The following is a 21,976-nucleotide window of genomic DNA, read 5'->3' as shown; positions in this document are numbered from 1 at the left end:
CACCGCCCTTGCCATAGCTTCGCCACGCGCCGTCGCGGGAGCCGGCGGCGCATCGGGCACAGCATCGACGGAAACACCGAAACACCGAAACACCGAAACACGGAACACGGAACACGGAAACACGGAAACGGAGAATGACGTGACCGGCAGGATGACCGCGCTCGTCGCGCGGGGCGGACGAGAGATCACAGACGCGGACGCGTTCGTCGAGCAGGAGGTACCGGTGCCCGAGCTTCGGGCGCGGGATCTCCTGGTGCGGGTGCGGGCGGTGTCGGTCAACCCGGTCGACACGAAGATCCGAACGGGACTGGGGCGCGACGAGCCGAAGATCCTCGGCTATGACGTGGCCGGGACGGTCGAGGCGATCGGCCCGGACGTCACCCGGTTCGCCGTCGGTGACGAGGTCTACTACGCCGGCGATGTCACCCGGAACGGCGGCAACTCCGCCTGCCACGCCGTCGATGAACGGGTGGTGGGGTCAAAACCGACGTCACTGTCCTTCGCGGAGGCGGCCGCGCTGCCGCTCACCACGCTCACGGCCTGGGAGGTCCTCTTCGATCACTTCCGGCTCGGCGATGACAGCGCCGGCACACTGCTGGTGCTCGGCGGTGCGGGTGGGGTCGGCTCCATCGCGGTCCAGCTCGCCAAACGGCTCACCAGCCTGGAAGTGCTGGCGACGGCGTCACGCGACGAGTCCCGCGCATGGGCGCTCGCGCAGGGTGCCGACGGGGTCGTGAACCACCATCGCCTGGTGGACGAGGTCAGGTCCGCCGCGCCACAGGGCGTGAACTACGTCCTGGCATCGCAGACCGCGGGCAACGTGGACGCCTTCGCCGAGATCGTCGCGCCGTTCGGTCACATCGCGGCGCTCGACGAGCCGCCGGGCCTGGACATCCTGCCGCTCAAGACGAAGTCGATCGCGTGGCACTGGCAGATGATGTTCACGCGATCCATGTTCGAGACGGCGGACATGGCGGAACAGGGAAAGATCCTCGACCGGGTCGGCGAACTCGTCGATGAGGGGACTCTGCGCACGACGCTGCGCACCGCCATTCCCGGCATCGATGTGGACGGCCTGCGCCGAGCACACGAACTCGTGGCCTCCGGCAAAGCGATCGGCAAGGTCGTTCTGCACGACTGACGGTCCGCATACTTACATTTTTGGCAGTACGTTAAATAAAAGTGCGTACTGGTGCGCCATGGACCAACTGCCTAATCTCGTAGTCGGCACACCAACCGTGACCGAGATAGGAGAGATTTCCTTGTCCGCCAAGCTGTATGAGCCGATCACGATCCGCGGCACCGAATTCCGCAACCGGATCGCGATGTCCCCGATGTGCATGCACTCGGCTGACGCGGGCGGCCGCGTCTCCGATTTCCACCTGGTGCATTACGGCGCACGAGCCCTGGGCGGCGCCGGCCTGGTGATGCTGGAGACGACGGCGGTGCTTCCCAACGGCCAGATAGGACCGGGCGACCTCGGAATCTGGGATGACGAGCACATCGCGGGACTGTCGCGGGTGGCCGAGGTGATCCACGGCTTCGGAGCCAAGGCCGGCGCGCAGATCGGCCACGCCGGCCGGCAGCTCGGCGTCGACTCCATCACCCCGGTGGCTCCTTCGGCGATCCCCTTCGCCCCCGACTCGCGCATGCCGGAGGAACTGACGGCCGAGGGCATCAAGGATGTCGTCGAGGCCTTCCGCAAGGCCGCGGTCCGTGCGAAGTCGGCCGGATTCGACGTCATCGAGGTGCACACGGCCCACGGCTATCTGCTCAATGAATTCCTCTCGCCGCTGTCCAACCAGCGCACGGACGAATACGGCGGCAATCACGAGAACCGCTATCGGATCGTGCGCGAAGTCATCGACGCCGTGCGCGGTGAATGGGACGGCCCGCTGTTCGTGCGCATCTCCTCCACGGACTACGCCGAGGGCGGGAACACCCCGGAGGACTTCGTCGTCTTCGGCCGCTGGATGAAGGACCAGGGCGTCGATCTGATCGACGCCTCCTCGGGCGGCATCGCCCCGGTGAAGGTCACCTCCTACCCGAACTACCAGGTTCCCGCCGCCGACCTGATCCGGCGGGAGGTCGGCATCAAGACCGGTGCGGTGGGCCTGATCGAGAGCGGTCGGCAGGCCGAGGAGATCCTGCAGAACGGCCGCGCGGACATCGTCCTGCTCGGCCGGGAGATGCTGAAGGATCCGTTCTGGGCGCGCACGGCCGCCGACGAGCTGCGCACGCCGATCGAGCCGCCGCTGCAGTACACCCGCTACGGCTCGGCCTGGCAGCGTTCGCAGCCGCCCCTGCCTGCGGCGCCGTTGGCCGCGACCCTGACCTGACCGGTCGGCGGGGCCGGCTGCTCGGCCGGCCCCGCACCGAATCCGCCCACCCTCCCGGCCGGCCTGGTGGTATCACGAATCGGAAGTGCTGACCCATGCCGAGAACCCGACCGTTCGACGACCTGCCCGGTTGCGCGATGGAGGCGACCGTCAAAATCATCGGCGGCAAATGGAAAGGCGTCATCCTGTTCCATCTGCTCGACGGCACCAAGCGGTTCAACGAGCTCCAACGCCAGATGCGCGGCATCGCGCCCCGGCCACTGACCCGGCAGCTCCGCGAACTCGAAGAAGACGGTCTGGTCGAGCGCACGGTCTACCCGGTCGTGCCGCCCCGGGTCGAGTACTCCCTGACCGAGGAGGCGCGGTCGTTGGAACCGCTGCTGCTGGGCCTGAACGAGTGGGGTGAGCAGTGGTTGTCCCGGCGCGGTATCACCCTGCCGACGACCGGATCCGAGTGACCGGTGAGCCCTCGCCGCGCGCCACCGCGAACCGCGTGCGCCCCGGCGACCAGCGCCTCACCGGGATACCCCGGATATCCCGGTTGACGAGGACTACCACCGCGGGTTGGCTGACCCGATGTCCCGCCTACGTATAGAGAAGGTGGACGGCGGCGACGCCACGGTCCACGACTGGCAGTACGTCCACAACCTCGTCATCCCCACGCACCACCGGTCGCTGGACGAGGTGCGCGAACGCTCCCGGCACAATGTCCTGGAGGTCGCCTACCTCGACGGGACCGTGATCGGATGCACGACGGTTCGCCCGCCCACGAGCGGGACACCCACGAGCGAGGCACCCGTGGCGGCGACTGTCATCGCTCGCGTCCTCCCCGACCACCGTGGCCAGGGTTTCGGTGGAGAGCTCTACGAGCGTGGTCTCGCGCAGGCGAGGGAACTCGGCGCCGAGGTCATCGAGACGGTGGTCCTGGCATCCAATACGGACGGCCTCCGCTTCGCGCGGCAGCGCGGATTCGTGGAGATCGACGAGTATCTGCTGCCGGGCGAGACGATCCCCTGGTTCGATCTCCGGCTTCAGCCCGACGAGACCACTCGCTGAACCACCGGCACCGTCATCCGATCCTCATCTCGTAGCGCAGTTGCTGGCGCTGGGCCGGCATCACCATGCGGTCGACCTGGATCGGCCGGTCGTCGCGGTCCAGGGTGAGCCGGGTGAGGCGCAGGACCGGCTCCGTCGGTGCGAGCCGCAGGGTCTCTCGCTCCTCCTCCCCGGGCAGGCCCGCCGTGACGTCCTCCCTGATCAGCGCACCGACATGCCCCAACTCGGCGAGCAGCGTGACGGCTCCGCCGCGGATCTTCGCCGTTCCGGCGAGCGGGGTGCCCCGGGCGATGCCGACCGGGTAGTAGGTGTCGGTCAGCTCGTTCGGCTCGTCGTCGAGGAGGATCAAACGGCGCCGTACGACGACGGGTTCGGCGTCGATGATGCCGAGCAAGGACGCGACCTCGGCGGGCGTCGGCACCTCTCCGGCACGGATGATCCGCTGGGATCCTCGACGCCCCTGAGCCGCCGCGTCCGCGCTCCAGGCATCGCCCTGGCCCCGCTCGCGCGGCGTCACGTACGGCATCGACGTGCTGATCCACTTGCTCGCGCTCACGGTGTCCTCCGGTACAGCTGAAGATGCCCCGACGCGCCATCAGCCTGCGGGGCCATGATCACTCGCCCGGTGGCAGCTCCAGACCACGCGTTACTTCAGACTGCCTTCAACCGCCTCGAAGATGCCTGAGTCGGTCTCCTTCTGCCAGTCCGGCAGCTCGGGCCAGTCGGCAACGTACCCCGGCTTCGGATCCTCGAAGTGCTTGAACATTTGCGCCGTCCAGCACAGGGCGACGAAGCGGCCCTTCTGCTCGCGTGACAGTCGTGAGGCGTGCCCGCCGCTCAGTTCGATGAAGTGGCGCACCTGTTCGTACACGGCGCCCGCGGCCTCTCGTTCCCACTCAGGCGTTTCATCCCACGGGGTTACGTAGCTCGGCTTCGGCTCGCCAGGGAAGTGCTCTCGCACTCCAGCGATCCACGCCTCGCGAAAGACTCGCGCCCCCTCGGTCGTCATGCCATCCCCTCTCGTCATGCCGTCAGGGTGCCGATCTCGGCCTTCAACTGAGCGATACGCGGGTCGCGCCCAATGGTGCCCAGCTCGGCAGTCAGGGACTGGAGTCTACGGGCGACGTAGCCGGACCCGGAGTCCCGAGCCAGCCGCAGGGCTTCGAGGCCGTACTCCATGACCTGCTCCGGGTCCTTCCGCTTGGCGCCGATCGCGGCCAGATCGACGAGGACCGCGCCCCGGCGCCGGAAGGAGTGACCCGCAGCCAGGGGCGCGAGCTTCAGCGCATCCTTCAGGGCCGTCTCGGCCAGGCCCAGACGGTTGAGCTGCAAGTACCGGGCTCCTCGCTCCTCCGCGAGGCGCGAGCCGTCGAAGCGCAGCCAACCCCCCTTCGACGCCTGCCCGCTGATCTCGGCAACCTTCTCGGCCTCGTCCAGGGCCTCCTCGCAGGCATCAAAGTCACCGAGCCAGGCGAATGCTTCAGCCTGGACGGCCGCAGCCCAGTGCTTGGTCGCAAGACTGCCGTCCCCATGTTGGGCGATGCGACGCGCGGCCCCCAGGGTCTCGGCGGCGAGTCGGTAGCGACGCTCGGAGAGGTCGACGTAGGCGTTGCGAATCAGGGCGCACGCCCACAGGTCGTAGGCGCCGGCCTCCTTGCTCGCACTGGCCGCCAGTGAGTACGAGGCGGTGGCATCGTGATACCGGTTGGAGTCGAATGCCAGCTCGCCCGCCAGTTGGAACAGTTCACCTGCCGCGATGCACAGCGAGCCTGTAGGTGCCCGCCCGTCGCGTAGCGCGTTGTTCAAGGCCGTGAGTTGTGACTGCACCACGGGATACACCGAGTGCTTTGCGCGGGCTAGCTGGTAGACCTGCCACAAGTGGCCGTTCATGCGCTCGAAGCCATCGGCGTCGGGCTTCAGGGCTTCCGCCTCGCCCGTGGGTATGGAGGCGACCGCACCTGACACCGCCATATGGCGCAGAAACTCACGTCGGATCATCTCGTCTGGATCCCCTGGGGCGTGGTGGGCACTCGACGCTAACCGTTCGGTCTTCGGCAGCACATCGCTCGGGGTGAGCAAGGCGTCGAGTTCTTCCAGGTCCATCTGTAGCACCTCAGCGACCTTGGGCCGCTGGGGAGGCTGGGGCCTGGATTCGCCCCGCTCCCATCGGCCTACGGTGCGCCGGTCGACGCCCACTGTGAAGGCGAACCCCTCTTGGGTCAGACCCAGAGCCCTACGCCTGTCGGCGATGCTCATGCTGGCCCCCATCCCCGGATCTTGCCGCGCTCAACCGTGACACCCGTCCCATGTCCCAGAGATGTCCCAACACTGACCCATGAACGCCGTGGTCCGCACGCCTCTCGCGCGGAACGCTGGTCTCCAACCGGTGGAACCGCCGTCAGCCAGCGAGGGACACGCCGTGAAGACCGAGACGAGCAGACTTGAAGCGACACGAGCGACCGAAGACGGCGTATCGATCGACGTCGCGCTGATCAAGGACAGAACCGACGCCGCCCTCTCCGCGAGGCTGGGCACTTCTACTCGCGACGAGATCGACGCCAAGACGCCGATGCTGATCGGACACCTGAACATTCTCCTCGGCGAGGAACTGGGCGCCGACGAGGACGACCTGGTCATGCAGCAGTTCCACAAGGCGTACAAGCTGCTCGATCTGAAGAACCGCCCCACCCCGGAAGCCCCGACGTTCGCGGCCTACTTCTACATGCGAGAAGTCGCCGACCTGACGCGCAGGCTGCTGTGGATCTACACCCAGAGGAGCGGGACGGGTGCGGCGTGAGCCTCAACGTCGGTTGATTTTCCAGGGGCTCATGATTCTCGGCTCCGTCACGGTCATGTCCGTCTACCGGCGATTGACCGAATGATCTTCCGTCCCCGAGGTGGCCCCGGCCTGCATCTCTCGGGGCGGAGTCGGCGCCCACCCCGGCCGGGAAACAGGAAGGCCGGGCCGGGGTGGGTCAGCAAGTGCACCACGGCGCGGAGACCGCATCTTCGCACGGCAGTTGCACCAGAGAGGACTACCCGATGGACGGCAATCTCTACACCCTGCCGGTGAGCGGCATCGAAACGACGAACTTCTGCGGCGGGCCCTGTACCGAGGGATGCGTCGACTTCGCCGCGATCCCCGGCGCCGCAGACTCCTTCGTGGTCCGCGACTCCAAGCCTGAGGGCGCCGGTAAGGAGCTGCGGTTCACCGCCACCGAGCTGGACGACTTCGCCCTCGGCTGGGTGAAGAAGCGGAGTCTGACCGCCTGATCCTGCTACACCTCCCATCTCCTGGCGGGTCGTCCTTCACCTGGGCGGCCCGCCCTGTGCTCACGGAAGGCGCGCATGAGCTGGACTGGACACTTTCACGGCTTCGGCCCGTGGATCGGAGCGACCGACAGCTACCACCGGGAAGGCGACCGGCGACCCGCGCACCCTGTCCCTCCAACGCCCCCTGCCTCCGACGACGACATCACGGCCATCCGCCTCATCGACAGGTACCGCGAGGTGACCGCCGAGTTCCCGGTGACCAACCTTCCGCCGATGATGTCGGGCCATTGGCTCATGAAGCGAGGCCAGGCCAACCGTGAGCGCACGTGGACCGACTCCACGGCCGCTCTCGACTGGATGGTCAAACACTTCCTCGACAACAGGCCGATGGAGCGCGAGGACGGGCGGCGGGCGTATGTGGACCTGGACACGAAGCGCGAGTACGCACGGGATGTCCTACCGGTCGGCGTCGACGTGAGCTGGGTCTATTACAACCGGTCAGGCAACATCGTCTCGCTCAACCTTGTGTGCTGCCCGAATCGGCACCACCCCGCCCTCACGTGTCCGCTCATGTGATGCTGCTTGGCTACCCGGGGAGGTTGCGAACCTCCAACACCCCTACCGACGCCCACACCCTGCGCACAGCCTTTCAGCTCCTCCGTCACTGCTGCCCTCCGATGGGAACAGATGCCATGACCGACCTGCTTCGCCGTCTCGTCGCCTGGGTGGGCCTTTCGTGCATGCCACGCAGGGCGTGCAGTCACCCGTTACGCCGACTCCACCCCGCGACCGGCGCTTCGCTTTCGGCTTGCCCTCCTCTGCCCGCGCTTCGCAGCCCCTACGGTGTGGACACCTTCCTCGACGGTGCCTCCACCAACGCGGTACGCCCCTACCTCGTAGCTCACGAGCGCATGGAGGCCGCCCGATGAGCGGACTCCCTCACCGCACGCTCCGGCTCCTGCCCTGGACCAGCCCCGAGGCCAAGCCGTGCTTTCTCATCACTGACGAAGGCGGCGGGCTCGTATCCCGTCTGGCCGACATCAGGGAAGCAACCCAGCTCGACATGGCCGACCGACTCCTCGCCCACGCCGACGACCTGCTCCCCACCGCCACCGAGGCCCAACTCCGCTTTCTCGCCGAGCGTCTGGCAGAGACCCTGCGGGACATCCTCCGCGTCGCCGAGAGCAGGGGGCGGACGACGTTCGGCGACGGGTCTTCGGAGCGGTCCCGATGAGGCCTGCCGAGCAGCCGTCCGCGTCGCCCGAGTGCACTCTCGCCACCCGCCCCGGCTACCAGGACCTGCACGCCGACTGCCGCCAGACCAGCGACCTGCCCCTGCCCTTCGCGCTCGGCATCCTGCTCCAGCGCCGCTGCGGATGCCTGTGCCACGGGGCCCAGCCGTAGAGCCGTAGACACACCGACGCCCCCTGCCCGACACGCGGACAGGGGGCGTCAGAGACAGCCGTAACGACGAGTTACTTCACCGGCTCCGGCTCCGGCGCGCTCGTGGAGTCCGACGTTCCCGCCGGCGGCTCGCCGCCGTCGTCGGTGTCGTCGTTGCCGTCGGAGACCTCCGCGGGGACCGGTGTCTTGACGGAGTCCAGCAGGAGCTGGGCCACGTCCACGACGGTGATCGACTCCTTGGCCTTGCCGTCGTTCTTCTTGCCGTTCACGGAGTCCGTGAGCATGACGAGGCAGAACGGGCAGGCCGTGGAGACGATGTCGGGGTTGACCGACAGGGCCTCGTCGACGCGTTCGTTGTTGATGCGCTTGCCGATGCGCTCTTCCATCCACATCCGGGCACCACCGGCACCGCAGCAGAAGCCGCGCTCCTTGTGGCGGTGCATCTCCTCGTTGCGGATGCCCGGGACGCTGGCGATGATCTCGCGCGGGGGCGTGTAGATCTTGTTGTGGCGGCCCAGGTAGCAGGGGTCGTGGTAGGTGATGATGCCCTCGACCGGCGTGACCGGGATCAGCTTGCCCTCGTCGACGAGGTGCTGGAGCAGCTGGGTGTGGTGGATGACCTCGTAGTCGCCGCCGAGCTGCGGGTACTCGTTGCCGAGCGTGTTGAGGCAGTGCGGGCAGGTCGCGACGATCTTCTTCGCGGACTTGGGCTTCGCCGACTCGGGCGTCACCTTGCCCTCGTCGTCCATCTCCTCGCCGAACGCCATGTTCAGCGCCATGACGTTCTCCATGCCGAGCTCCTGGAACAGCGGCTCGTTGCCCAGGCGGCGGGCGGAGTCACCCGTGCACTTCTCGTCGCCGCCCATGATGGCGAACTTGACGCCCGCGATGTTCAGCAGCTCGGCGAAGGCCTTCGTGGTCTTCTTGGCGCGGTCCTCGAGGGCGCCCGCGCAGCCGACCCAGTACAGGTACTCGACCTCGGACAGGTCCTCGATGTCCTTGCCGACGACCGGGACCTCGAAGTCCAGCTCCTTCAGCCACTCCAGGCGCTGCTTCTTCGCCAGGCCCCAGGGGTTGCCCTTCTTCTCCAGGTTCTTGAGCATCGTGCCCGCCTCGGACGGGAACGAGCTCTCGATCATCACCTGGTAGCGGCGCATGTCGACGATGTGGTCGACGTGCTCGATGTCCACCGGGCACTGCTCCACGCAGGCGCCGCAGGTGGTGCAGGACCACAGGACGTCCGGGTCGATGACGCCGTTCTCCTCCAGCGTGCCGACCAGCGGGCGCTCGGCCTCCGCCAGGGCGGCCGCGGGGACGTCCTTCAGCTGCTCCTCGGACGCCTTCTCCTCGCCCTCCATCGTCTTGCCGCCGCCGGCCAGCAGGTACGGCGCCTTGGCGTGCGCGTGGTCCCGCAGGGACATGATCAGCAGCTTGGGGGAGAGGGGCTTGCCCGTGTTCCAGGCGGGGCACTGCGACTGGCAGCGGCCGCACTCGGTGCAGGTGGAGAAGTCCAGCAGGCCCTTCCACGAGTACTGCTCGACCTGGGAGACGCCGAAGACGTCGTCGTCGCCCGGGTCGGTGAAGTCGATCGGCTTGCCGCCGGACGTCATCGGCTGCAGGGCACCGAGGGCCGTGCCGCCCGTGGCCTCGCGCTTGAACCAGATGTTCGGGAAGGCGAGGAAGCGGTGCCAGGCCACACCCATGTTGGTGTTGAGCGACACCACGATCATCCAGACGAACGAGGTACCGATCTTGATCATCGCGACCAGGTAGACCAGGTTCTGGAGCGCGGCGACCGACAGCCCCTTGAAGGCCAGGACCAGCGGGTACGACGCGAAGTACGACGCCTCGTAGTGGTCGACGTGGTGGAGCGCGCCCTCCAGGCCTCGCAGCACGTAGATCGCCAGGCCGATGGTGAGGATGACGTACTCGACGAAGTACGCCTGGCCGGCCTTGGAGCCCGCGAAGCGGGACTTGCGGCCCGGGCGGCTCGGCAGGTTCAGCAGGCGGATCACGATGAGCACCGCGATGCCGAGGATGGTCATCACGCCGATGAACTCGATGTACAGCTCGAACGGCAGGAAGGTGCCGATGACCGGCAGCACCCAGTCGGCCTTGAAGAGCTGGCCGAAGGCCTGCGCCAGGGTCGGCGGCAGGGTCAGGAAGCCGACGGCGACGAACCAGTGCGCGAAACCGACGATCCCCCACCGGTTCATGCGCGTGTGCCCGAGGAACTCCTTCACCAGGGTCACGCTGCGCTGGTAGGGGTTGTCGGTCCTGGTACCGGCGGGGACCGGCTGGCCCAGCTTGAAGTACCGGACGAACTGGCCGATCGCGCGTGCGAGCAGCGCGACGCCGACCACGGTCAGAACCAGCGACACGATGATCGCGGCGAGTTGCATGGGGGCTCCTCGGGCCTGCGAGGGGTTTCTGTCGGGACCCTCTCCGTTTCAGAGGGTTCCCGAAATTACTAAGCGGTAACTTATGCAGTCCGTCTGAGACTACCCCTATCCTCCGCCGCACTGTAGCCGGGTGGGGGGTGATCTGAATCGCTGAGGGTTGCCTCAGAAACCGTTCATCCGGAGGCGGGATCCGGTTGCGATCCACTGGGGATCCGGTCGTGTTATTCGTACCGAAATGTCATAATCCCGCCTAACTTTATATCCGTGCTCTACGGGATCGCTGCCGCCGCCATCGCTCTCCTGCTCACCGCCCTGCTCGCCGCCCTCCTCCGGACGCCCGCCCGCTGGTCGCGTCTGGTCGACCGGCGGCGGCAGCGGGAGGTGCCGCTGTCCGGGGGCGTGGCCGTCGTGATGGTCACCGGGGCGGTGGTGATCGCCTACGGCTGGGTCGAGGGCGTGCCCGTCGGGGGCGAGGTGCGCGAGCTGCTCGTCGCCGGGGGCGCGGTCGCCCTGCTCGGGCTGGTCGACGACGTGTGGCGGCTGCGGCGGCGGGTGCTGTTCGCCGGTACGGCCGTGGCGGCCGCGTGCGTCGTGCCGTACGGGGAGACGGGTGTGGGGACCGGGCTGCTGGCCGTCGTGTGGGCCGCGGGGCTGAGCCTGGGGTTCCGGGGGGTCGATCACGCCGACGGGCTCGCCGGGACCGTGGGGGTCGTGACCGCGTTCGGGGTGGGGGTCTGCGCGGCGGTGGAGGTGATGGACGGGATCGCCGTACTGATGAGCGTGCTGGCCGCCGCGCTGACCGGGTTCCTCATGCACAACTGGCATCCGGCCCGGGTCGGGCTCGGGGCGTGCGGGGCCATGCCCGCGGGGTTCGTGATCGCCCTGGGGGCCGTGTACGCGCGGGCCGGGTCCGGGCTCGGGGAGAGCGCGGGGGTGCTGTTCGCGCTGACCGCCCTGGTGTGCGCCGACGCCGGGCTGGTGCTGTTGTCGCGGCGGATGGCCGGGCGGGCCGTTCTGCGCGGCGGCCCCGACCATCTGGCGCACCGGCTGCGGCGGCTCGGGCTGACCGCGCCGGGGGCGAGCCTGCTGCTGGGGGCCGGGGCGTTGTCGGGGGTGACCGTCGGGGTACTCGCGCACGCCGGCTGGGTCGGCGACGACGCGCTGTGGTGGGTGGCGGGGGCGGCACTCGTCGTCGTCCTCGGTGTGTCACGCGTCTCGATGTACTCCTCCCGAGGCCCCCGGGCTCCCCGGCGTGAGATGTCGCCGCAGGTCAGAGCCCCGTTGCGTGTAAGGAACGGATAAGAGTTGAGTGAGGTCGACTCACCTCTGTTGACCGGTCGGGGGCGGTCGTGCACACTTGAGTCCGTTCCACTCAAGTCAGCTGGAGGAATCAACCATGGCACGTGCGGTCGGCATCGACCTGGGCACGACTAACTCCGTCGTCAGCGTTCTGGAGGGCGGCGAGCCCACCGTCATCACCAACGCCGAGGGCGCCAGGACCACGCCGTCCGTCGTCGCCTTCGCCAAGAACGGTGAAGTGCTCGTCGGAGAGGTGGCCAAGCGCCAGGCGGTCACGAACGTGGACCGGACCATCCGCTCCGTCAAGCGGCACATGGGCACGGACTGGAAGATCGAGCTCGACGGGAAGCCCTTCAACCCGCAGCAGATCAGCGCCTTCGTGCTCCAGAAGCTGAAGCGGGACGCCGAGTCCTACCTGGGCGAGAAGGTGACCGACGCGGTCATCACCGTCCCGGCGTACTTCAACGACTCCGAGCGTCAGGCGACGAAGGAGGCCGGCGAGATCGCGGGCCTCAACGTCCTGCGCATCGTCAACGAGCCCACCGCGGCCGCTCTGGCGTACGGCCTCGACAAGGACGACCAGACCATCCTGGTCTTCGACCTCGGTGGCGGTACGTTCGACGTCTCGCTGCTGGAGATCGGCGACGGCGTCGTCGAGGTGAAGGCCACCAACGGTGACAACCACCTCGGTGGTGACGACTGGGACCAGCGCATCGTCGACTACCTGGTCCAGCAGTTCCAGTCCGGCCACGGCGTGGACCTGGGCAAGGACAAGATGGCCCTGCAGCGTCTGCGCGAGGCCGCCGAGAAGGCGAAGATCGAGCTGTCCTCGTCCACCGAGACCTCGATCAACCTGCCCTACATCACCGCCTCCGCCGAGGGCCCCCTGCACCTCGACGAGAAGCTCACCCGCGCCCAGTTCCAGCAGCTGACCGCGGACCTGCTGGAGCGCTGCAAGACGCCGTTCCACAACGTCATCAAGGACGCCGGGATCAACCTCTCCGAGATCGACCACGTCGTTCTCGTCGGTGGCTCCACGCGTATGCCCGCCGTCGCCGAGCTGGTCAAGGACCTGACCGGCGGCAAGGACGCCAACAAGGGCGTCAACCCGGACGAGGTCGTCGCCATCGGCGCCGCCCTGCAGGCCGGTGTCCTCAAGGGCGAGGTCAAGGACGTCCTGCTCCTCGACGTCACCCCGCTGTCCCTCGGTATCGAGACCAAGGGCGGCATCATGACCAAGCTCATCGAGCGGAACACGACGATCCCGACCAAGCGGTCCGAGATCTTCACCACCGCCGAGGACAACCAGCCCTCCGTGCAGATCCAGGTCTACCAGGGCGAGCGCGAGATCGCGGCGTACAACAAGAAGCTCGGGATGTTCGAGCTGACCGGTCTGCCCCCGGCGCCCCGCGGCGTCCCGCAGATCGAGGTGTCCTTCGACATCGACGCCAACGGCATCATGCACGTCACGGCGAAGGACCTCGGCACCGGCAAGGAGCAGAAGATGACCGTCACCGGCGGCTCCTCGCTGCCGAAGGACGAGGTCGACCGCATGCGCCAGGAGGCCGAGCAGTACGCGGAGGAGGACCACAAGCGCCGCGAGGCCGCCGAGTCCCGCAACCAGGGCGAGCAGCTCGTCTACCAGACCGAGAAGTTCCTCAAGGACAACGAGGACAAGGTCCCGGGCGAGATCAAGACCGAGGTCGAAGAGGCCGTCAATGAGCTGAAGGAGAAGCTCAAGGGCGAGGACTCGGCCGAGATCCGCACCGCCACGGAGAAGGTCGCGGCCGTCTCGCAGAAGCTCGGCCAGGCCATGTACGCCGACGCGAACGCCGCGCAGGCCGACGGCGCCGCCGGAGCCGGCGCGGGTGCCGGTGCCGGTGACGCCAAGGCCGACGACGACGTCGTCGACGCCGAGATCGTCGACGAGGACCGGAAGGACGGTGCCGCGTGACGGAGGAGACCCCGGGCTTCGACGAGCAGCAGCCCGACGTCCCTTCCGGCGCCACCTCCGATGACGCCGAGCCGAAGGCCGCCCCCTCCGAGGAGGCGGCGGCCCCGGCCGGGGACACGGGACAGGACGTGGCCCTGGTGGCCCAGCTGGACCAGGCCCGCACGGCGCTCAATGAGCGCACGGGCGACCTCCAGCGCCTCCAGGCCGAGTTCCAGAACTACCGCCGCCGGGTCGAGCGCGACCGGATCGCGGTCAAGGAGATCGCCATCGCGAACCTCCTGACCGAGCTCCTGCCCGTGCTCGACGACATCGGCCGCGCACGCGAACACGGCGAACTGGTCGGCGGCTTCAAGTCCGTCGCCGAGTCGCTGGAGAGCACCGCGGCCAAGATGGGCCTGCAGCAGTTCGGCAAGGAGGGTGAGCCCTTCGACCCGACGATCCACGAAGCCCTGATGCACAGCTACGCACCCGACGTCACCGAGACGACGTGCGTGGCGATTCTGCAGCCCGGGTACCGGATCGGCGAGCGCACCATCCGCCCCGCGCGGGTGGCCGTGGCCGAACCCCAGCCGGGGGCACAGACGGTCAAGGCGGACGAGTCCGCCGACGCCGACGACAAGGAGAGCGGTGGCCCGGACGAGGGCTGACGTCATCACGGACGACAGGAAGGAGGGGCGTCGAGGATGAGCACCAAGGACTTCATCGAGAAGGACTACTACAAGGTCCTCGGCGTCCCCAAGGACGCCACCGACGCCGAGATCAAGAAGGCGTACCGGAAGCTCGCCCGCGAGAACCACCCGGACGCCAACACGGGAAACGCGAAGGCGGAGGAGCGCTTCAAGGAGATCTCCGAGGCCAACGACATTCTCGGCGACCCCAAGAAGCGCAAGGAGTACGACGAGGCACGCGCCCTCTTCGGCAACGGCGGCTTCAGGCCGGGGCCCGGCGGAGGCGGCGGCTCCTTCAACTTCGACCTGGGCGACCTCTTCGGAGGCGGCGCCCAGGGCCAAGGACAGGGAGCCGGCGGCTTCGGCGGCGGGATCGGTGACGTCTTCGGGGGCCTGTTCAACCGCGGCGGTACGGGCGCGGGGACGCGCACGAACCCGCGGCGCGGCCAGGACATCGAGTCCGAGGTCACGCTCAGCTTCACCGAGGCGATCGAGGGCGCGACGGTCCCGCTGCGCATGTCCTCGCAGTCGCCCTGCAAGGCCTGCTCGGGCACCGGCGACAAGAACGGCACACCGCGTGTGTGCCCGACCTGCGTCGGCACCGGGCAGGTCGCCCGGGGCAGCGGCGGTGGCTTCTCCCTCACCGACCCCTGCCCGGACTGCAAGGGCCGCGGCCTGATCGCGGAGCACGCCTGCGAGGTCTGCAAGGGCAGCGGCCGGGCCAAGTCCTCGCGGACCATGCAGGTGCGCATCCCCGCGGGCGTCAGCGACGGCCAGCGGATCCGGCTGCGCGGCAAGGGCGCGCCCGGTGAGCGGGGCGGCCCGGCGGGCGATCTGTACGTGGTCGTCCATGTCGACGCCCACCCGGTGTTCGGCCGTAAGGACGACAACCTCACCGTCACCGTCCCGGTGACCTTCGCCGAGGCCGCCCTCGGCGGCGAGGTCCGGGTGCCGACGCTGGGCGGCCCGCCCGTCACGCTGAAGCTCCCGCCGGGGACGCCCAACGGCCGCACCATGCGTGCCCGGGGCAAGGGCGCGGTCCGCAAGGACGGCACCCGCGGGGACCTTCTGGTCACCGTCGAAGTGAGTGTTCCGACGGACCTGACGGGGAAGGCTCGTGACGCGCTCGAGGCGTATCGCGAGGCGACTTCGGGTGAGGATCCGCGGGCGGATCTGTTCCAGGCCGCGAAGGGAGCATGAGTCAGATGGACGGTCGTCGGCGCAATCCGTATGAACTGACCGAGGAAACCCCGGTCTACGTCATCTCGGTGGCGGCCCAGCTGTCCGGCCTGCACCCCCAGACCCTGCGCCAGTACGACCGCTTGGGCCTGGTGTCCCCCGATCGCACCGCCGGCCGGGGCCGGCGTTACTCGGCCCGCGACATCCAACTGCTCCGTCAGGTGCAGCAGTTGTCGCAGGACGAGGGCATCAACCTCGCGGGCATCAAGCGCATCATCGAACTGGAGAACCAGGTCGCCGCGCTCCAGGCCCGTGCGGCCGAGCTGCAGAACGCGCTCGACGGCGCGGCGGCGGCGATGCGCCAGCGCGAGGCGGCGGTGCACGCGTCGTACCGCCGCGACCTCGTGCCGTACCAGGAGGTACAGCAGAGCAGCGCGCTGGTGGTGTGGCGGCCGAAGCGGCAGCAGTCGGACTGACCCACGCGTGAGCCAGAGAAAGGGGCCGGGAGGCGACTCCCGGCCCCTTTCGCGTGCCTTGGACCCCTTTCGCCGGTTCTCCCGTCGATGAGTGGCCCGTGCAGGGAAGTTGGAGATGATTCCGCAGAGTCTTCACAACACTCGCGGAGCGTGGTGTTGTCATCTCGTTAAGTGCTTCCGCTTGACGCTGGGGGCCGCGTCCGCGTTGGCTTTTCAGTCACATGGGCCACAAAGCTGTGCCCACGTCCGAATCACACGTGAAGTGAGCTCCCGACATGCGTCGTCGTATCTCCATATCCGTGGCCGCGGCCGCGATGTCCGTCACGCTCGCCGGGTGCGGCGCGCTCAACGCGACGGGGAGCAGTGACGACGCGAGCCCGGCCAAGGGCAACGACATCACGGTGGGCCTGCTGCTCCCGGAGAAGGCGAACACCCGGTACGAGAACTTCGACTACCCGATCATCAAGACGAAGGTCGAGTCCCTCACCAACAACAAGGGCCGCGTCGAGTACGCCAACGCCGAGGCGAACGCCGACACCCAGGCGAGCCAGATGCAGAAGATGATCGACGACCGGGTCGACGTCATCCTGCTGGACGCGGTCGACTCCCAGGCCATCGCGAGCGGCGTCAAGAAGGCCAAGGAGGCCGGCATCCCGGTCATCGCCTACGACCGGCTGGCCGAGGGCCCGATCGAGGCGTACATCTCCTTCGACAACGAGCTGGTCGGCGAGGTCCAGGGGCGCACCCTGCTGGAGGCCATCGGCGAGGACGCGAGCCTCTCCGACAAGATCGTCATGATGAACGGCTCGTCGACCGACCCGAACGCCAAGCAGTTCAAGGCGGGCGCGATGTCCGAGCTGAACGGCAAGGTGACGATCGCGCAGTCCTTCGACACCAAGGACTGGAAGCCGGAGAACGCCGAGGCCAACATGGCCGAGGCGATCCAGGCGATCGGCAAGGACGACATCGCCGCCGTCTACTCCGCCAACGACGGCATGGCCGGCGGCATCGTCAAGGCGCTGGAGGCCGCGGGCGTGAGCGACCTGCCGCCGATCACCGGGCAGGACGCGGAGCTCCAGGCGGTGCAGCGGATCATCGCGGGCGAGCAGTACATGAGCGTGTACAAGTCCTACCCGCAGGAGGCCGAGAACGCGGCCGAGATGGCCGTGGCCAAGGTCCAGGGCCGGGACATCCAGTTCGCCGCCCTCACCCGCGACAAGGTCGACAGCCCCACCCACAAGGCCATCCCCGCCCAGCTCGTGCCCGTGGTCGCGCTGACGAAGGGGAACATCAAGGACACGGTGGTCGCGGACGACATCTACAAGCTGTCGGACATCTGCACGGCCAAGTACGACGCGGCGTGCCGGGCGATCGGCCTGAAGTGACCCGGTGAGCCGCTTCGTGGGTACGAGCGGCTTCGCGCGTACGGAGCCGCTCAGCCCCGGCGGGCCGCCGCGCGCTCCGGCGCTCCCGGTGTGCCGGCCCGGCCCGGCCGTCCGGCCAGGGTGATCACCCGGAGCAGCCACTCGGCGGGCCCGTGCCGGTGGCGCCTGGTCCACACCGTGCTGAGGGCGAGCTGCAGCGCGTACACGGCGCCCGCGAGCAGCAGCACGGCCGCCGGGCCCACCTGCCCGTAGAGGGACAGCCCGTACGCCGTGGCCACGAACATCATGATCAGGGACTGCCCGAGGTAGTTCGTGAGCGCCAGGCGCCCCGCCGGGACGAACAGCCGCCGCACCCGGTCTCCCCACGACGAGCGCAGCAGGAGCAGCAGGAGGCAGGCGTACGCGGCCGACAGGGCGGGTGCCGTCAGCATGCCGACGCCGATGCCCAGGAGTTGCCACCGGGCGTCCAGCGGACCGTCCGCCGCGGAGGCGAAGAAGAGGGCGCCCGGCACTCCGACGGACAGGCCGACGGCCGTGATCCGCAGCAGTCGAGCGCGGTCCGCCCCGCCGGCCGCGAGCAGGCGCCGCTTCCCCGCGGCCAGGCCGAGGAGAAACGCTCCGAGCACGCCCGGAGCCATGAGGAGGGAACCGAGGAGCGCCTCGGGCAGCCGGTCCAGGTTCTCCTGGACGACGGTGCCGGGACTGCCGCGGTAGGCGGCCACGGACTGCGCGATCGGCCGGTGCGACGGGGGCTCCTCGTCGTCCACCTGGGTGGCCAGCGCTCCCAGTGCGGTGAGGACGACGACGTAGACCCCGTAGATCCAGGCGGCGGCCTTCACGGCGGTGGCCGGGCCGATCCGGCGTGCGCCGAGCAGGACCAGGCCGAGGAGGCCGTAGGTCAGCAGGATGTCGCCGCTGTACAGCAGGATCGCGTGCGCCAGTCCGAGCAGTACCAGACCGAGGGAGCGGCGCAGAAAGCGCGCGGTGGGGTTTCCTCCGTCCCGCTCGGCGGCGGACTGCTGCAGGGTGAAGCTGTAGCCGAAGAGGAACGAGAACAGCAGGTAGAACTTGGTGGTCGCCAGCGCCGTCACCAGCCGGACGGCGGCCTGGTCCCACACGGGCGCGTCCGGCCGGCGCATCCCCTCGGTGACGTAAGGGTCCATCATCTGGGCGCTGTTGACCACGAGGATGCCCAGCAGGGCGAAACCCCGCAGCGCGTCGACAGCGGGCAGACGCCGGGGATCCACCCCGGTGTTGACGGTCACGGGGCCTCCGAGATGTCCGTGGACGGGGCCGGCCGGGACCGCCCTCACAGAGGGTCACACGCCGGCTGCGCCCGCACCAACCCCCTCGTGATTCAGCAGCCCGTGAGGGGGCGTATTCGGCGTCAAAACGGCTGGAAAAGGGCCTTGGGTGCGGGGGAGCCGTGTTGCGGAGCAGGGCCGGTCCGCGCATAGTTGCGCTGCGGAAAGACGGCGACCGGGGGTGGGATGCGCGATGGCCGGGCACGGGACGGACGAGCATCCACACGGTGCTGACCGACTGTGCGAGGCCGGGGATCGCGTGTATTCCCGGGCCGTACGGCGGGGCCGCGTGCCGCGCGGGGACGCCGAACCGGTGCCCTGCCTGCTGGAACTCGCCCTGCTGCACCCGGACCCCGACGACATGGACTGGCTGGTGCCGACCTCCCCGCAGGAGGTCATGACCCGGCTGCTGCGCGAGATGTACGACGAGGTCAGCGCCAGTCAGCAGCGGGTGGGTTCGGCCGTGTCCGCCGTCGAGTGGTACGCCGGTCTCGGCCGCCGGGTACGGCCCGTCCCGCCGGCGGGCGAGGGCCCGGCGATCCGGGTGCTGGACGGGCTCGCCCGGATCCAGGCCGCGATGGACGAGGCGACCCAGGCCTGCACGACCGAGGTGCTCACCGTCCAGCCCGGCGGCATCCGGCGCGAGGCGGAACTCTCCGAGGGCCTGCACCGGGCGACGGCCCTGCGCGGCCGCGGCGTGCGCATGCGGGACCTGTACACGCATGTCGCCCGGCACGGGCAGGGGCTGCTCACGTATCTGGAGCTGATGGGCGACGCGGTGGAGGCGCGCACGCTGGACGAGGTGATCGACCGGCTGATCCTCTTCGACCGGACGGTGGCGTTCATTCCCGCCAACACCGACCGCACGATGGCCCTGGAGCTACGGCACCCCGCGATCGTCGAGTACCTGGTCACGGTCTTCGAGCGACTGTGGCGCCTGGCCACCCCGCTGACCGCCCCGCTCCCCGAGACCGGCATCGAGGGCATCTCCCACCGGGAGCAGTCCATCGCGGCGCTGCTGGCGGAGGGCCACCAGGACGCGGTGATCGCGGAGCGGCTGGGGATCAGCGTACGGACGTGCCGGGCACACATCGCACGGCTGTCGGAGACGCTGGGCGCGGCCAGCCGTACGCAGTTGGGCGTCCGCATCGCCCAGGCGGGCCTGAACGGCCCGCCGCGCTCCGCCTCGTCCCTCAGGCTTCCCGGTCGAGAATCCCCGAGCGTCCGATGAGAAACCCGAGCTGCGCCCGGCTCTGACTGCCGAGCGTCGCCGCGAGCTTGGCGATGTGGACGCGGGCGGTACGGATGTTCATGCCGAGCCGGTCGGCGATGACGGCGTCGGTGTGGCCTTCCACGAGGAGGGCGGCGATGGCGTGCTGGCGGGGGGTTACGCCGTTGAGGGAGGGCTGGGGGAGCGCTTCGGGGAACACCGGTGTGGCCAGGCGCCAGAGGCGGTCGAAGGCGGTGGCCAGGTAGCCGACGATGGCCGGGTGGCGGATCTCCAGCGCGAGGGCTCCCTCGGTGTCGGCGGGGAGGAAGGCGATCGCCCGGTCGACGACGATGAGCCGGTCGGTGACCTCGTCCAGCGCCCGCGCCTCGATGTCGCCCGTCAGCCGTTCCTGGTGCGCGACGGTCAGGGGGGAGTGCCGGAGGGTGTGCTGGTAGAGGGTGCGGATGCGGCCCCCGCGGTCCAGCAGCGCCTGGTCGCGGCTCGTGGCGACGGCATAGGCGGCCTCGATGCGGTCCCTGGTGATCCTGGCGCGGGGCTGGACGGTGAGCAGCTCCCGGGACGCGTCCGCCATGGCCTCGGTGATGGCCCGGTTGATCCGCTCCTTTCCGCTCAGGAGCGTCAGCGTCGGGGTGCCGGCCGCGGCCGGGTCGTGCCCTGGGGCGGCCAGCAGCGGTCCGAACGTCTCGGCCAGCCGTTCCTCGCGGCGCCGTTCGCTCGCGATGCGTTCCCCGGAGATCCGCAGCAGACGCCGCAGGGCGACGGCCGGCACCACGGGCTCCAGCCGGTGGAGGTCGTCGACGGCGGGGTGCAGCAGTCCGAAGTCCAGCAGACAGGGCGTGGCGCGGGCCGCTTCGGCGGGGACGTGCCCCTCGCGCAGGGCTCGTTCGTACAACTCCCTCCCGGCGGGGCACAGTTCTTCCGCGTCGTGCGTGGGGTGGGGCACCGAGGTCACTCGGGGCTTCCTCCTTCTCAGTGATCCTGCTGCAGGATCCCCGACTGCGCGATGAGATACCCGAGTTGGGCCCGGCTGCCACTGCCCAGGGCCGAGGCCAGCTTGGCTATGTGCGCACGGCAGGTGCGTACGTTCATGCCGAGACGGCGTGCGATGGCCTCGTCGACGTGGCCCTCGACCAGGAGTTTGGCTATGGAGTACTGGATGTCCGTGATGCCGCCGCGGGCCGTCTCGTACGGGGTGCCCGTGCTCAGCGGCACCGAGCGGTCCCACAGGTACTCGAAGAGCTTGATGAGGTAGCGGACCAGGCCGGGGTGGCGCAGTTCCAGGGCGACCTGCTGGTCGTCGCGGGCGGGGATGAAGGCGACCGACTCGTCGCAGATGATGAGGCGCTCGACGAGTTCGTCGATGGTGCGGTACTCCGCCTTGCCGTCGGAGAGCTGGGCGGCGTAGGCGAGCTGCTCGGGGTTGTAGTGGGCGGTGTGCTGGTACAGGGTGCGGATGCGCACGCCGCGTTCGATCAGCGGCCGGTCACGCTCCAGCCCGCGCAGCAGGCTGCGCTCGGACATCCGGTCGCTCGGCTGGACGGTGAGCATCTCCGCCTGGCACTGGATGGTGGCCATGTTGAGCGCGGCGTTGATACGTTCGCCGCCTTCGAGCACAGTGATGGCATCACTGGTGGCGGCGAGCTGGGTACCCAGGGCCATGAACGGCTGAAAGGTCTCCGCGAGGCCCGTTGCCAGACGCCGGCGGTCGGCTATCTCCTGCTCCAGCGGGTTGAGCTGCCGGGACAGGGCGACCGCCGGGGGCACCGGCCGCAGCCAGTTCGGGTCGTCGGGATCGGGATGAAGCAGGGCGAACTCCACCAGGCAGGGGGCGGGCTCCGCATCCGCACGAGCGATACGTCCGGCGCGCAGTGCGGCGGCATACAGACGGCCGCCCTCCTCGCACCACTCGGTCATCGCATGGGGATGTGTCGCCTTAGTCCGATTCGCTGCCAAATCTCCACCCCCCAGGGTCCTGAACATGCAGGAACATGATGCATCGATTGTGT

General features: G+C 69.0%; 23 protein-coding genes. 16 read left to right on the top strand and 7 right to left on the bottom strand.

The annotated features are described in order from the left end of the window. The first annotated feature begins 139 nt into the window (after positions 1-139). The 4 genes from NNW99_RS17310 (at position 140) to NNW99_RS17295 (ending at position 3,395) form a co-directional block, all read left to right on the top strand. A complete protein-coding gene (locus NNW99_RS17310; RefSeq protein WP_251057836.1) occupies positions 140-1,141 on the top strand; it encodes a zinc-binding alcohol dehydrogenase family protein in 1,002 nt (333 codons plus the stop codon). Between the two features lie 121 nt (positions 1,142-1,262). After that, a complete protein-coding gene (gene namA / locus NNW99_RS17305; RefSeq protein ID WP_251057835.1) occupies positions 1,263-2,339 on the top strand; it encodes an NADPH dehydrogenase NamA in 1,077 nt (358 codons plus the stop codon). Positions 2,340-2,434: 95 nt separating this feature from the next. Further along, positions 2,435-2,797, top strand: a complete 363-nt coding sequence (locus NNW99_RS17300) for a helix-turn-helix domain-containing protein (RefSeq protein ID WP_285439953.1) — start codon at positions 2,435-2,437, stop codon at positions 2,795-2,797. A 118-nt stretch (positions 2,798-2,915) separates the two neighbouring features. After that, positions 2,916-3,395 (top strand): GNAT family N-acetyltransferase, encoded by a 480-nt coding sequence (locus NNW99_RS17295; RefSeq protein WP_215120048.1) that lies wholly within the window; start codon positions 2,916-2,918, stop codon positions 3,393-3,395. Between the two features lie 13 nt (positions 3,396-3,408). Here the strand turns inward: NNW99_RS17295 and NNW99_RS17290 are convergent, their stop codons facing one another. From NNW99_RS17290 to NNW99_RS17280, 3 genes are all read right to left on the bottom strand, one after another. Beyond that, a complete protein-coding gene (locus NNW99_RS17290) occupies positions 3,409-3,951 on the bottom strand; it encodes a GntR family transcriptional regulator (protein ID WP_215120047.1) in 543 nt (180 codons plus the stop codon). 90 nt (positions 3,952-4,041) lie between these two features. Continuing rightward, positions 4,042-4,404, bottom strand: coding sequence for a hypothetical protein (locus NNW99_RS17285; protein ID WP_215120046.1), 363 nt, complete (start codon positions 4,402-4,404; stop codon positions 4,042-4,044). Between the two features lie 14 nt (positions 4,405-4,418). Next, on the bottom strand, positions 4,419-5,651 hold the full coding sequence (locus NNW99_RS17280) for a helix-turn-helix transcriptional regulator (protein WP_215120045.1): 1,233 nt from the start codon (positions 5,649-5,651) through the stop codon (positions 4,419-4,421). Between the two features lie 163 nt (positions 5,652-5,814). On the opposite strand from NNW99_RS17280, the gene NNW99_RS17275 reads away from it, so the two are divergent. From NNW99_RS17275 to NNW99_RS17255, 5 genes are all read left to right on the top strand, one after another. Then, positions 5,815-6,192: a hypothetical protein gene (locus NNW99_RS17275; protein ID WP_215120044.1), complete on the top strand. Its 378-nt coding sequence runs from the start codon at positions 5,815-5,817 to the stop codon at positions 6,190-6,192. 245 nt (positions 6,193-6,437) lie between these two features. Next, positions 6,438-6,668 (top strand): DUF397 domain-containing protein, encoded by a 231-nt coding sequence (locus NNW99_RS17270; RefSeq protein ID WP_215120043.1) that lies wholly within the window; start codon positions 6,438-6,440, stop codon positions 6,666-6,668. A 237-nt stretch (positions 6,669-6,905) separates the two neighbouring features. After that, entirely contained in the window at positions 6,906-7,244 is a 339-nt protein-coding gene (locus NNW99_RS17265; protein WP_251057834.1) for a hypothetical protein, read from the top strand. Positions 7,245-7,593: 349 nt separating this feature from the next. Continuing rightward, entirely contained in the window at positions 7,594-7,902 is a 309-nt protein-coding gene (locus tag NNW99_RS17260; RefSeq protein ID WP_215120041.1) for a hypothetical protein, read from the top strand. Continuing rightward, the gene (locus NNW99_RS17255; protein ID WP_215120040.1) at positions 7,899-8,072 is read left to right on the top strand and encodes a hypothetical protein; all 174 of its coding nucleotides are present in this window, start codon (positions 7,899-7,901) and stop codon (positions 8,070-8,072) included. Before NNW99_RS17260 ends, NNW99_RS17255 begins: the two co-directional genes overlap by 4 nt. A 71-nt stretch (positions 8,073-8,143) precedes the next feature. Here NNW99_RS17255 and NNW99_RS17250 read toward each other — a convergent pair whose 3' ends face one another. Continuing rightward, positions 8,144-10,474: a 4Fe-4S dicluster domain-containing protein gene (locus NNW99_RS17250; protein ID WP_215120039.1), complete on the bottom strand. Its 2,331-nt coding sequence runs from the start codon at positions 10,472-10,474 to the stop codon at positions 8,144-8,146. Between the two features lie 264 nt (positions 10,475-10,738). Here NNW99_RS17250 and NNW99_RS17245 point away from each other — a divergent pair, with 264 nt between their 5' ends. The 6 genes from NNW99_RS17245 (at position 10,739) to NNW99_RS17220 (ending at position 17,435) form a co-directional block, all read left to right on the top strand. Continuing rightward, positions 10,739-11,776 carry an MraY family glycosyltransferase gene (locus NNW99_RS17245; RefSeq protein WP_215120038.1) on the top strand — a complete coding sequence of 346 codons (1,038 nt, stop codon included), beginning with the start codon at positions 10,739-10,741 and terminating at the stop codon, positions 11,774-11,776. 94 nt (positions 11,777-11,870) lie between these two features. Further along, positions 11,871-13,727 carry a molecular chaperone DnaK gene (gene dnaK, locus NNW99_RS17240; protein WP_215120037.1) on the top strand — a complete coding sequence of 619 codons (1,857 nt, stop codon included), beginning with the start codon at positions 11,871-11,873 and terminating at the stop codon, positions 13,725-13,727. Further along, the gene (gene grpE / locus NNW99_RS17235; RefSeq protein WP_215120036.1) at positions 13,724-14,374 is read left to right on the top strand and encodes a nucleotide exchange factor GrpE; all 651 of its coding nucleotides are present in this window, start codon (positions 13,724-13,726) and stop codon (positions 14,372-14,374) included. Before dnaK ends, grpE begins: the two co-directional genes overlap by 4 nt. Before the next feature lie 36 nt (positions 14,375-14,410). After that, positions 14,411-15,595 (top strand): molecular chaperone DnaJ, encoded by a 1,185-nt coding sequence (gene dnaJ / locus NNW99_RS17230; RefSeq protein WP_215120035.1) that lies wholly within the window; start codon positions 14,411-14,413, stop codon positions 15,593-15,595. Positions 15,596-15,600: 5 nt separating this feature from the next. Then, the gene (locus NNW99_RS17225) at positions 15,601-16,050 is read left to right on the top strand and encodes a heat shock protein transcriptional repressor HspR (protein WP_215120034.1); all 450 of its coding nucleotides are present in this window, start codon (positions 15,601-15,603) and stop codon (positions 16,048-16,050) included. 275 nt (positions 16,051-16,325) lie between these two features. Further along, positions 16,326-17,435, top strand: coding sequence for a sugar ABC transporter substrate-binding protein (locus tag NNW99_RS17220; protein WP_215120033.1), 1,110 nt, complete (start codon positions 16,326-16,328; stop codon positions 17,433-17,435). A gap of 50 nt (positions 17,436-17,485) precedes the next feature. Here NNW99_RS17220 and NNW99_RS17215 read toward each other — a convergent pair whose 3' ends face one another. Then, positions 17,486-18,700 carry a DUF418 domain-containing protein gene (locus tag NNW99_RS17215; RefSeq protein ID WP_251057833.1) on the bottom strand — a complete coding sequence of 405 codons (1,215 nt, stop codon included), beginning with the start codon at positions 18,698-18,700 and terminating at the stop codon, positions 17,486-17,488. A gap of 232 nt (positions 18,701-18,932) precedes the next feature. Here NNW99_RS17215 and NNW99_RS17210 point away from each other — a divergent pair, with 232 nt between their 5' ends. Then, complete coding sequence (locus NNW99_RS17210) at positions 18,933-19,970, top strand: helix-turn-helix transcriptional regulator (RefSeq protein ID WP_215120032.1); 1,038 nt, start codon at positions 18,933-18,935, stop codon at positions 19,968-19,970. On the opposite strand, the gene NNW99_RS17205 is transcribed toward NNW99_RS17210, so the two are convergent. Then, positions 19,933-20,922, bottom strand: coding sequence for a helix-turn-helix transcriptional regulator (locus NNW99_RS17205; protein WP_215120031.1), 990 nt, complete (start codon positions 20,920-20,922; stop codon positions 19,933-19,935). The two genes, NNW99_RS17210 and NNW99_RS17205, sit on opposite strands and share 38 nt — an antisense overlap. A 17-nt stretch (positions 20,923-20,939) precedes the next feature. Further along, positions 20,940-21,884 (bottom strand): helix-turn-helix transcriptional regulator, encoded by a 945-nt coding sequence (locus tag NNW99_RS17200; protein WP_251057832.1) that lies wholly within the window; start codon positions 21,882-21,884, stop codon positions 20,940-20,942. Between the last annotated feature and the right edge of the window lie 92 nt (positions 21,885-21,976).

The organism is Streptomyces sp. CRCS-T-1, assembly GCF_024442335.1.
Lineage (GTDB): Bacteria > Actinomycetota > Actinomycetes > Streptomycetales > Streptomycetaceae > Streptomyces > Streptomyces koelreuteriae.
Note: the sequence above shows the minus strand (reverse complement) of the source record. Positions and strands in the feature narration are given on the sequence as shown.